The sequence below is a fragment of the Kitasatospora sp. NPDC091276 genome (assembly GCF_040684355.1).
In the GTDB taxonomy this organism is placed as follows: domain Bacteria; phylum Actinomycetota; class Actinomycetes; order Streptomycetales; family Streptomycetaceae; genus Kitasatospora.
The window spans coordinates 1-10,426 of sequence record NZ_JBFBFU010000070.1; the positions used below are offsets into that span (position 1 = coordinate 1).

General features: G+C 72.8%; 8 protein-coding genes. 4 read left to right on the top strand and 4 right to left on the bottom strand.

The features are described from left to right. The first annotated feature begins 490 nt into the window (after positions 1-490). Together AB0O19_RS38125 and AB0O19_RS38130 are read left to right on the top strand one after the other, a co-directional pair. Positions 491-2,038, top strand: coding sequence for a Na+/H+ antiporter (locus tag AB0O19_RS38125; RefSeq protein WP_363626303.1), 1,548 nt, complete (start codon positions 491-493; stop codon positions 2,036-2,038). 110 nt (positions 2,039-2,148) lie between these two features. Beyond that, a complete protein-coding gene (locus tag AB0O19_RS38130) occupies positions 2,149-2,850 on the top strand; it encodes a hypothetical protein (protein ID WP_363626305.1) in 702 nt (233 codons plus the stop codon). A 26-nt stretch (positions 2,851-2,876) separates the two neighbouring features. On the opposite strand, the gene AB0O19_RS38135 is transcribed toward AB0O19_RS38130, so the two are convergent. From AB0O19_RS38135 to AB0O19_RS38150, 4 genes are all read right to left on the bottom strand, one after another. Beyond that, positions 2,877-3,248 carry a nuclear transport factor 2 family protein gene (locus tag AB0O19_RS38135; RefSeq protein ID WP_363587138.1) on the bottom strand — a complete coding sequence of 124 codons (372 nt, stop codon included), beginning with the start codon at positions 3,246-3,248 and terminating at the stop codon, positions 2,877-2,879. A 55-nt stretch (positions 3,249-3,303) separates the two neighbouring features. Further along, on the bottom strand, positions 3,304-6,774 hold the full coding sequence (car, locus tag AB0O19_RS38140; RefSeq protein WP_363626307.1) for a carboxylic acid reductase: 3,471 nt from the start codon (positions 6,772-6,774) through the stop codon (positions 3,304-3,306). Between the two features lie 107 nt (positions 6,775-6,881). Next, on the bottom strand, positions 6,882-8,078 hold the full coding sequence (locus tag AB0O19_RS38145) for a cytochrome P450 (RefSeq protein WP_363587136.1): 1,197 nt from the start codon (positions 8,076-8,078) through the stop codon (positions 6,882-6,884). Between the two features lie 30 nt (positions 8,079-8,108). Next, positions 8,109-8,846: an SDR family oxidoreductase gene (locus AB0O19_RS38150; RefSeq protein ID WP_363626309.1), complete on the bottom strand. Its 738-nt coding sequence runs from the start codon at positions 8,844-8,846 to the stop codon at positions 8,109-8,111. Positions 8,847-9,240: 394 nt separating this feature from the next. Between AB0O19_RS38150 and AB0O19_RS38155 the strand changes: the two genes are divergently transcribed. Continuing rightward, entirely contained in the window at positions 9,241-10,329 is a 1,089-nt protein-coding gene (locus AB0O19_RS38155) for an NADH:flavin oxidoreductase (protein WP_363626311.1), read from the top strand. Beyond that, positions 10,326-10,426, top strand: a 101-nt coding sequence (locus tag AB0O19_RS38160) for a peptidoglycan-binding domain-containing protein (protein ID WP_363626313.1), incomplete at its 3' end; no start/stop codon positions are given. The genes AB0O19_RS38155 and AB0O19_RS38160, both read left to right, overlap by 4 nt.

The following is a 10,426-nucleotide window of genomic DNA, read 5'->3' on the forward strand; positions in this document are numbered from 1 at the left end:
CATCGCCCACGACCTCGCCGTGGTCCGGCAGGTGAGCGACCGGGTCGCGGTGATGCGGGCCGGGCGGATCGTGGAGCAGGGCGACGCCGACGCCGCGCGTCCAAAAATACCGGGTGGGGTATCCTGAAAGGACTGGCCACCCCATCCGGGGGTGCGACGTGAGGAGCAGCGCGATGTGTCGACGAACCACCTGCCGGACGTGCGGCAAGGCAAGCTACGCGGGGTGCGGCATGCACGTCGACCAGGTACTCGCCGGGGTGCCCGAGTCCGGCCGCTGCGCCTGCGACCGGACGAAGCGCAAGAGCGGCGGCTTCCTGGCGAGGCTGCTCGGGCGCCGCTGAGGGGCACGACCTGCCGGGCACCCTGCCGTCCCGCGCAAACGACCCGATAAGATGATTGACGGTGTGCCGGGAAGTCTGGTCGGCTCGGGGGACGACCGCAGCGCTCGGGCGGCGGCGACCCCGATCGTCGTGATGGGTCGTTTCCGCAGATGCACGCCGTGGGGATCGTTCTGGTTCTGGTGGTTCTGGCCACGAGCGTGGCCACCTTCGCCCGGCGGTTGCGGGTGCCCGCGCCCTCCCTGCTGGTCCTGGTCGGCCTCGCGGTCGCGATGGTCCCGGGTGTGCCCGCGCTGCACGTACCGCCGCAGGCCATCGCCCTGGTGGTGCTCCCACCCCTGCTCTACTCCTCCGCCGAGGAACTGTCGTTGCGTGATCTGCGCGCGGTGTGGCGCCCGGTGACGATCCTCTCCTTCGGCCTGGTCTTCGCCTCCGCCGCCGCCGTGGGCTTCGTCGCCGTCGCCGTCGCCGGGCTCCCGCCCGCGATGGCGTTCGTGCTGGGGGCCGTCCTGTCCAGCACCGACCCGGTGGCCGTCACCGCGCTCGGCCGCCGGCTGGCGCTGCCGGGGCGCGTCCAGGTGCTCGTGCAGGCCGAGAGCCTGTTCAACGACGCCACCTCGCTGGTGCTGTTCAAGGTCGCCGTCGGCGTCGCCGTGGCCGTGGGCGGCACGGTTGACCTGCCTGCGGCGGGCGGCGAGCTCCTGCTGCTCGGCGGGGGCGGCAGCCTGGTCGGCGCCGCCGTGGCCGGCCTGGTGTGGCTGATCCGGCGCCGCACCGCCGACCCCGTCCTGGAGACCGTGATAGCCCTGGTCACCCCGTACGCGGCGTACGTGCTCGCGGAGTCCGCGCACACCTCCGGGGTGACCTCGGTCGTGGTCGCCGGCGTCCTGCTCGGCCGCTCCGGCCACCGCCTCACCGACGCCCGCATCCGTCTCCAGCTGCACGCCGTCTCCGCGGTGGTGGTGTTCCTGCTGGAGAGCGTCGTGTTCAGCATCGTCGGCCTGCAACTGCCCGCCCTGGTCCGGGACCTGCCGGCCGGCACCGGCTGGTGGCCGCTCCAGGCGCTCGCGCTGGCGGCCGTGCTGATCGCCGTCCGGGTGCTGTGGACGCTGCCGCTGACCCGCGGGGTCAAGCCCGCCCGCGGCCGGCTGTCCTGGCGGGTCGCCGGGGTCGTCACCTGGGCCGGCACCCGGGGCGTCATGCCGCTGGCGGCGGCCCTGTCCATCCCGCTGCTCACCGCGGACGGCAACCGGATACCCGGGCGCCCGCTCGTCCTGGTGCTGACCACGGCGGTGGTCGTCCTCACCCTGGTCGTGCAGGGCCTGACCCTCGCCGCCGTGGTCCACCGTTCCGGGCTCGCCCTGGAGCCCGAGCACACCGCCCGCGAGGAGGACGACGCCCGCGACGCACTCAACCGCGCCGCCCTCGACCACGTCGACCACCTCGCCGCCCTGGAGGTCATGCCCGACACCGCGATCGACCGGGTCCGGCGCGGCCTCGCCGCCCGCCTCGACCGCACCCCCGAGACCCCCGACGGCATCACCGCCGACGCCGCCTACCGTCAACTCCGGCACGAGGTCATCACCGTGCAGAACACCCGGCTGCACCGCCTCTACGAGGAACACCTCATCAGCGACACCACCCTGCGCCGCCTCCAGCGCGACCTCGACCTGGAGCAGGCCGGACTCGGGCGGGTCTGACCGGCCCGACCCGGCCGGCCGTGACGGCTTGCGGCCCCGGTCTTCCGCACCTCCGCACCGCAGGTCAGACTGTCGCGAGCAGTCCGACGCAGCACCGAACGGGGGGCCACATGGCACAGGGCAGGAAGAAGCAGAAGAGACCACTGAGCGCGGCGGCCGCCGCCCAGCGGCCGAAGACCGCCAAGCGGAGACCCCGGAAGGACAACCCGCTCGCGCCCCGCACCATCCGCCGGGCGGCGGGCCTGGTCGCGGTGCTCGCCCCGCTGCTGCTCGTCGGCCTGATGGCGCTCGCCGTGGACCCGGACTACTCCGCCCTGTTCACGATCCTCGCCGTGCTGGTGCTCATCACCTCGCTGGGCGGGCTGATGGTGGTCCGGGCCGCCGGCTGGGTGCTCTGGCCCGGCGTCCTGCTGGGGGTCCTGCTGCTGGCCCTGCCACCCACCACCATCCGGGCGGAGGTGCTCGCGCACCGCGGGGAGCGGACCGAGGTCGTCGTCACCGAGGCCCACAGCTCGAAGGACCGCAGCGGCCGGACCAGTTGGTCCTGCGCGATCCGCCGCGCGGACGGGAAGCCGCTGCCGCACCCCGAGTTCCAGGGCTCGGGCTGCTCCGGGTCGTCCTCCGCCGGCACCACCACCACCGTCCTCGTCGACCCCGACGGCTGGGCCCCGCCGGCCGGCACGGACCTGGACCTCGCCTTCCTGCACGGCGGCGTCTACGCCCTGGGCGCCCTCAGCCTGCTCTGGGTCCTGCTCGTCACCGCCGCCGCCCGCCGCAGCCTCCGGGACTCCCGCGCCGCAGCGCCCGCCTGACGGTTCGGGTTCAGGAAGGCGGGCGGTCAGGCCGTGCCGGCCTTCGGCACGGTGTAGAGGCACTCCTCGATCCGGTCGATCAGGCCGCCCTCGAACCGGAAGTAGACGACGGTCGGGACCTCCTGGACGACCCCCTCGGCCGACAGCAGGTGGATGACGTGCTGCTGGAGCACCTCGTCCGGCTTCTCGAACTGGCGGAGGACCTCGAACCGCAGCGACTCGACACCGGCGGCGAAGGCCTTGAAGTGCACGAGCCGCTCGTCGATCGCCTGCTCGTCCTTGCCGTCGTTCTGCCACACGGTGGCCTTCTCGGTGCACAGCGCCCGGAAGCCGGCGAAGTCGTTCGCCTCCAGCAGCCGCAGACCCGAGATGACCGTCTCGCCGATGCTCTGTGCCATGCCGAACTCCTGTGTCCGTCGGGTCGAATGCGGGGATGGTGGTGCGGTGCTGCGGTCAGTGGGGAAGCAGGCCGAGGTGGCGCAGGTCGGTGACGTACTTGCGGACGAGGGCCGCCGACAGGTGCGGGATGTCCTGGTCGGCGCCGACCTTGGCGGCCCGCACGGCGGACCGGAACCCGGCGGCGGGGATCGCCGACCCGGGGACGCCTTCCCCGGGCCGCGCGAAGGCGCGCAGCAGGGGCAGCAGCGAGTGCTGGCGCTGCTTCTCCGGGAGGGCGCGCAGCCCGGTGGTGATCCGGGTGAGCCAGTCGTCGTAGTCGTCGATCCGCCGGATCGGGTGGCCGGCCTCGATCAGCCAGTCGACGAAGGTGTCCAGGCTGACGCCGTCGTCGTGCGGGTTCAGCGCGTTGAAGGTCCGGTAGCCCTCGGTGGCCCGCGCGCCCAGCGCGGTGACGGCCTCGGCGGTGAAGTCGACCGGCAGGCCGTCGTAGTGGGCGCGCCCGCCGCCCCGGTAGAAGGAGCCCGGGGCGATGCCGGTGGCGAGCAGGCTGAGCAGCAGGCGGGTGAACACGTCGGGCACGTTCAGCTGCCCCCGGTACCTGCCGTGCGCGAGGATCATGTCCGAGCGCAGGGTGACGACCGGCAGTCCGCACAGCTCGTGGGCCTCGCGGAGCAGCACCTCGCCGGCCCATTTGCTGGTCGCGTACCCGTGCGCGTAGTCGCCGTACCCGTGCGCGTCGTCGTGCCCGTCCTCGTGCTCGGATCCATGCGCGCCTCCGTTGCCGGTGCCCCGGGCGAGGTGGCGCACCGGGCTGGTGACGCGGATGTCCCCGTCCTCGTCGAGGGCCGCGGCGCCGGCCACCACGGCGACGGTGGACACGTAGGTGACGGGCTTGAGCCGGGTGGTGAGCGCCAGCCGGATCAGTTCAGCCGTGCCGACGACGTTGGGCCCGAACAGCTGGTCGTAGGGCAGCACGTGGTTGACCAGGGCGGCCGGGTGGACGATCAGGTCCACGGTGTCGGCCAGCCGCTGCCAGGTGTCCTCGGCCAGGCCCAGCCGCTGCTCGCCGATGTCGCCCGCCAGCACCTCCAACGTTCCGTCGGCCAACTCCCGGTACCGCCGGAGCAGTTCGGCGTCACCGCTGTCGAAGGCGGCCTCCAGCCGCTTCGCCGCGACGGCCGCGTCGGCGCCACGGACCACGCAGACCAGCCTGCCGCCCGCGGGCGCCAGCCGTTCCAGCCACTCCAGGCACAGGAAGCGGCCGAGGAAGCCGGTGGCCCCGGTGAGCAGGACGGTGCGGACGGCGCCGTCGGGGCGGGGCAGCGTCGGGGCGGCGGCGAGCGTCGCCGCGTCGAGGAACCTGTCCAGGGTGAGGTCGCCGGCGCGGGCCTCGACGGCGTGCTCGCCGTGGACGGAGGCGACGGTGGGCTGCGCGGCGCCGGTGCGGCGCCGCTCCTCGATGTAACCCGCAACCCCTGCCAGGTCGTTGGCCGGGCTGATCACCACCCCGACCGGGACCTCGACCCGGAAGATCTCCGTCATGAGGGCGGCGAAGGACAGCGCGGACAGCGAGTCCCCGCCCAGGTCGGTGAAGTGCGCGTCGGCGCTCAGCTCGGCGCCCGCGCAGCCCAGCAGCGCCTGGGCGGCCCGGCCGACCGTCTCCAGCACCGGCCGGTCCGGCCCGGCCCGGCGCAGGTCGCGCAGCCGGCGCTCCTGCCCGTCGGCGAGTTCGGCGTAGAGCCGTTCCAGGGCCTCGCCGTAGCGCTCCCGGAGCCGGGGGCGCAGCGGTTTGTGGCTGTCGGCGAGCAGGCCGTTCGCGGCGCTGAAGGGTTCGGTCTCGATCAGGACGTCGCGCGGGATCTCGTAGGAGTTGAGCTCGGCCTCCTTGGCGATCCGCTGCAGCGACTCGATGAGCAGCGGTTTGAGCGACTCGGCGTCCCCGCCGGCCCTGGCCAGCGCCTCCGGGGCGGGGACGACCACGGCGAGCGGGTAGGCGCGCTCGCTGTTGCCGTACACGAAGATCTGCCGGATCAGCGGGCTGGCGACGAAGGCGGTCTCCAGGCGGGAGACGGCCACGAACTCGCCCTGGGAGAGCTTCAGGACGTCCTTGGTGCGGCCGACGTAGACCAGCCGGTCCGGCCCGGTCTCGGCCATGATGTCGCCGGTCCGGTAGTAGCCGTCCGCGTCGAAGATCTCGGCGGTGAGTTCGGGCCGCTTGTAGTAGCCGGGGATGGCGGTGGCGGTCTTGAGCAGCAGTTCCCCGCGCGGGTGCGGCGAGTCGGTCCGGAAGTAGCCGAGTTCCGGGACGTCGACCAGCTTGTAGTCGATCACCGGCGGGCGCTGCACCACCGAGTCGAGCAGCACCCCGCCGGCCTCGGTGGAGCCGTAGCCGGTGTACAGGTGGAAGCCCAGGCAGGACTCGACGAAGGCCGCCACCTCGGCGGAGAGCGGGGCGGTGCCGCAGAAGGCCTTGGTGACGCGCCCGCCCAGGACGTTCTCCCGCAGGTCGGTCTTGACCGCCGTGTCGACGTCGCCGGGTTCGCCGGAGCGCCGGTCCAGTTCGCTGCGGTACCGCTGGAAGAGCAGGTCGCAGATGCGCGGGACCATGGTCAGCTCGGTGGGGCGGACCAGCGCGATGTCGTCGAGCAGGGTGGACAGGTCGCTCCTGGCGGTGAAGTGGCCGACGCCGCCCCGGGAGAGCGAGCCCATCAGCGCCCAGTGGCCGGCGAGATGGCTCTGCGGCATGTAGTGGACGCTGACCGGGGGTGCGTCCTCCGCACCGTAGCTGAAGCCGTTCCACGCGGTGCGGACCAGCCGCTGGGGGTAGACGGCTCCCTTCGGGGTGCCGGTGCTGCCGGAGGTGTAGATGAGCAGCGCCAACGGGTCGTCACCCGGGTCTGCGACGAACAGGGGCGCCGGCGTCAGCCCGGCTCCGGCCTCGACCACGGCGGCCAGCGGGTCGACGGCCACCGGGCGGCCGGCCCCGGCCAGGCGCCGCCGGGCGGATTCGAGGGCGTCGCGCTGCTCGGCGATGTCGGGGCGGTAGTCGAACACGATCACGCGCCGGATCGAGGGCGCCCCGAGGACGGCTTCGACGGCGGTGTCCAGCCGCTCGATGCTCGCCGCGAGGGCGCGCGGCTCGGTCTCCGCGACGATCGGCGCCAGCTGGGACAGCGGCGCGCTGGACTGCAACGGCACGACCACCACGCCCGCGTGGAGGCAGGCGAGGTCGAGCGTGGCGTAGTCGGTGCTGGTGAAGCCCAGGATGCAGAGCCGGTCGCCGGCGCTCAGCGGGTGGTCCGGGTGGTGGTGCCACTCGGTGGCGACGGCGCGTACCCGGGCCCACAGTTCGCGGTAGCTGACGGTCTCGAAGCCGGGCAGCAGGCGCCCGGTCACGGGCTCCCGCGCGCGTTCGCCGAGGGCGGGCCGGTCGGCGTAGCCCTCCATGATGGCCGCCATGACCTCGGCGAGTCCCTTGCCCGGATCACGCACGGCCGCGGTGATCGCCTCCGGTGGTTCGGCCATGCTGAGTCCTCCCGTAGTGTCCGGGTGATGTCGAAGTGCGGGCTGGGGCCCGGCCGGAGCGACCGCCGACTCCCTGACGTCAGGCGGTCGTTCCGGCCGGCCGCGTCTCACCAGGCGACCGGCAGCGCGTCCGCTCCGCGGATGAGCCGTTCCGTCCGCCAGGTCACCTGGTCGGCCGGCACGGCGAGGTGCAGGCCGGGCAGGCGGCGCACCAGGGTGTCCAGCACGACGCGCAGTTCCATCCTGGCCAGGGCCGCGCCGAGGCAGTGGTGGATGCCGTGTCCGAAGGTGACGTGCGGGATGTTCTTCCGGCGGAAGTCGATCTCCTCGGGGCGGTCGAACACCTCCGGGTCCCGGTTGGCCAGGGAGAATTCGGTGACCACCGCGTCGCCGGCCCGGACGGTCTGCCCGCCCAGTTCGACGTCCTCGGTGGCGATCCGGGTGAAGCCGGCGGTGGCGCTGATCGGGATGATCCGGGAGAGTTCCTCGACCGCGTCGGGGATCAGGCCGGGATCGGCGACGAGCTCGTGCCACAGCTCGGGCCTGGTCAGCAGCGTGTAGACGAAGTTGCCGATCTGGTTGGCGGTGGCCTCCTGGCCGGCGGACAGCAGGCTGACCCCGAGGCTGACCAACTCCTCCTCGGTGAGCCGGTTCTCCTCGTCCTCCACGGCGACCAGTTCGCCGAGCAGGTCGCTGGTGGGCTCGACGCGGCGCTCGGCGACCAGCCCGGCGAGGTACTCGTTGAGGTGCCCGCGGTCCCGTGCGGAGCGGGCCGGGTCGGAGAGCATCAGCAGGCCGTCCACCCAGGCGTTGAACCGGTCGCGGTCCTCGACGGGCACGCCGAGCAGTTCGCAGATCATCGTGATCGGCAACGGCCAGGTGAGCATCTGGGTCAGGTCGGCGGGCGAGCCCGTGGCGATCATGGTGTCGAGCAGCCCGTCGACGATCTGCTGGGCGCGCGGGCGCATCGCCTCGACCCGGCGCACGGTGAAGGGGTTGGCGACCCTGCGCCTCAGCCGGCTGTGCTCCGGCGGGTCCATGCTCAGCATCGAGGTGCGGGGCAGGCCGGCCGAGACGATGCGGGGCACGTCCTCGCCCGCGGCGGCGGCCCGGCTGAACCGGGGGTCGGCCAGCACCGTCCTGACGTCGGCGTGGCGGGTGACCAGCCAGGCGTCGCCGCCGTAGGGCAGGCTCACCCGCAGCACCGGCTGCTCGCCGCAGGCCTCGGCCAGCTTCGGGTCCACGTCGAGCTGCTCGGCCGGACCGAACGGATAGGCCCGCGGCCCTTCTTCTGTCGCGGTCATCGTGTCAGTCCTTCCAGTCCTGGCGGGCGGTCACAGGGACGCGCTCTTGCCGCCGTCGATGACGAGGTTGCTGCCGGTGATCCACGAGGCGCGCCGGGAGACCAGGAAGCCGACCGCCTCGGCGATGTCCTCGGTCTGGCCGATCCGCCCGAGCGGGACCTCGTCGGCCCAGTCCCCCTCCGATTCCATGCCGAGATAGTCGACGATCTTCTCGCGCGCCTCATCCGCCCCAGGAGTCATCACGTTTCCCGGGGAGATCGCGACGACCCGGATTCCGTCCGGCGCCAACTCGACCGCGAGGCCCTTGCTGTACACCTCCAGCGCGGATTTCGCGGCGGCGTAGTGCAGGATCATCGGGTAGGAGGAAATGGTCGCGATGGAGGAGAGGTGCACGATCACCCCGCCGCCGGCCGCGCGCATGGCCGGCACGAGTGCGGCGTTGAGCCGGACGGCGGCCAGGAAATTGATGTCGACCGTGTACTGCCAGTCGTTCTCGATTTCCAGCGCGGTCTGGAAGGCCCGGCAGCCGCCCGCGTTGTTGACCACGATGTCCACCCCGCCGAGGGAGTCCAGCGCGGCGTCGGCGAACGCCCGTACCCCGGCCGGCGAGCTGAGGTCGGCCTGGATGAACTTGGCCGCGGACGGGGTGTGTTCGGTGGGGTTGCGGGCGGAGGTGACGACGGTGGCGCCGGCGTCGAGCAGGTGCTGCACGATCGCGGCGCCGATGCCCCGGCTGCCGCCGGTGACCACGGCCCGTTTGCCGTCCAAGTCGTGGGAAATCTGCGCGGTAAGGCGACTCTCGCTCACCCTGGGTTCCGCCACCTTTCGTTCCTGGGAAATTCCTTTCCGCGGCACTGGTCGGCAAGGGAATCAATTCTCCAGTTGCGACCCAGAAGGCGACGCGGAACCACCTGCACCACTATCCGTGATCTCCCGGACACGGTCAACATGATTGTGTCGATGCCCTGCATCGCCTGAGGCAATGCAGGGCGGACGACGGCACCCGCTGGACGCCGCGATCAACAGGGTCGATAATCGTGCGTTACCTATGTGCGGCCGCCCACACCATATTCCGCGCGGCCCGGCGGCGATTCGCCGGAGCGACGGAGAGGGCGCACACGGAATGTTCACACCATGAGTGCCGAGAACTCGGGAGAAAAGCATGTCCAGCTTGGACGAGCCGTTCGTCGTGGGTGATCTGACGGTCCCCAACCGCATCGTGATGGCCCCGATGACCAGGATGCAGTCCCCCGGCGGCGTGCCGGGCGAGGAGGTGGCCGAGTACTACGCCCGCCGGGCGGCCCACCAGGTCGGACTGATCATCACCGAGGGCACCTACGTCGACCGCGCCGCCGCCCGCGCGTACGACCACGTGCCCCACTTCCACGGCGAACAGGCGCTGGCCGGCTGGGCCCGCGTGGTGCGGCGGGTGCACGAGGCCGGCGGCCGGATCATCCCGCAGCTCTGGCACACCGGGGTCGTGCGCACCGGGACGGAGCCGCCCGCCGAAGGCCCGTCCGGGATCGGCCTGGACGGCGCCCCGGCCGGGCGGGCCATGACCCAGCGGGACGTCGACGACACGGTCGCCGCCTTCGCCGAGGCCGCGGCGACCGCCGAGCGGCTCGGGTTCGACGGCGTCGAACTGCACGGCGCGCACGGCTACCTGATCGACGACTTCCTGTGGGGCGGCACCAACCGGCGCACCGACCGCTACGGCGGCGACCCGGCCTCCCGCGCCCGCTTCGGCGCCGAGATCGTGCAGGCCGTCCGCGCGGTCGTCAGCCCGGGCTTCCCGGTCTTCTTCCGGTTCTCCCAGTGGAAGGTCGGCAACTACGGGGCCCGCATCGCGCAGAGCCCGGCCGAGCTGGAGCAGCTGCTGACCCCGCTGGCCGACGCCGGGGTCGACGCGTTCCACGGCTCCACCCGGCGCTACTGGCAGCCCGAGTTCGACGGCAGCGACCTCAACCTGGCCGGCTGGGCGCGCAAGCTCACCGGCAAGGCCGCCGTGACGGTCGGTTCGGTCGGCCTGGACCAGCAGTACGGCGAGGGCGAGTTCGCCCAGGGCTACACCAGCCGGGCCGGCGTGACCGGCATCGACGAACTGCTGGCCCGCCTCAAGCGTGACGAGTTCGACCTCGTCGCCGTCGGCCGCACCCTGCTCGCCAATCCGGACTGGGCCGCCAGGGCGCTGCGCGGCGACCTCTCCCGGACCGTCCCGTACGACCCGGCGGTGCTCACCAGCCTGGCCTGACAGCGCCGTTCGACGAACGGGGCCCCGGCACCCGGTCCGCGGTGACGGCCTTCCAGACCTCGGCCGGACTGCCCGCCGACGGGGTGGTGGACGCCCG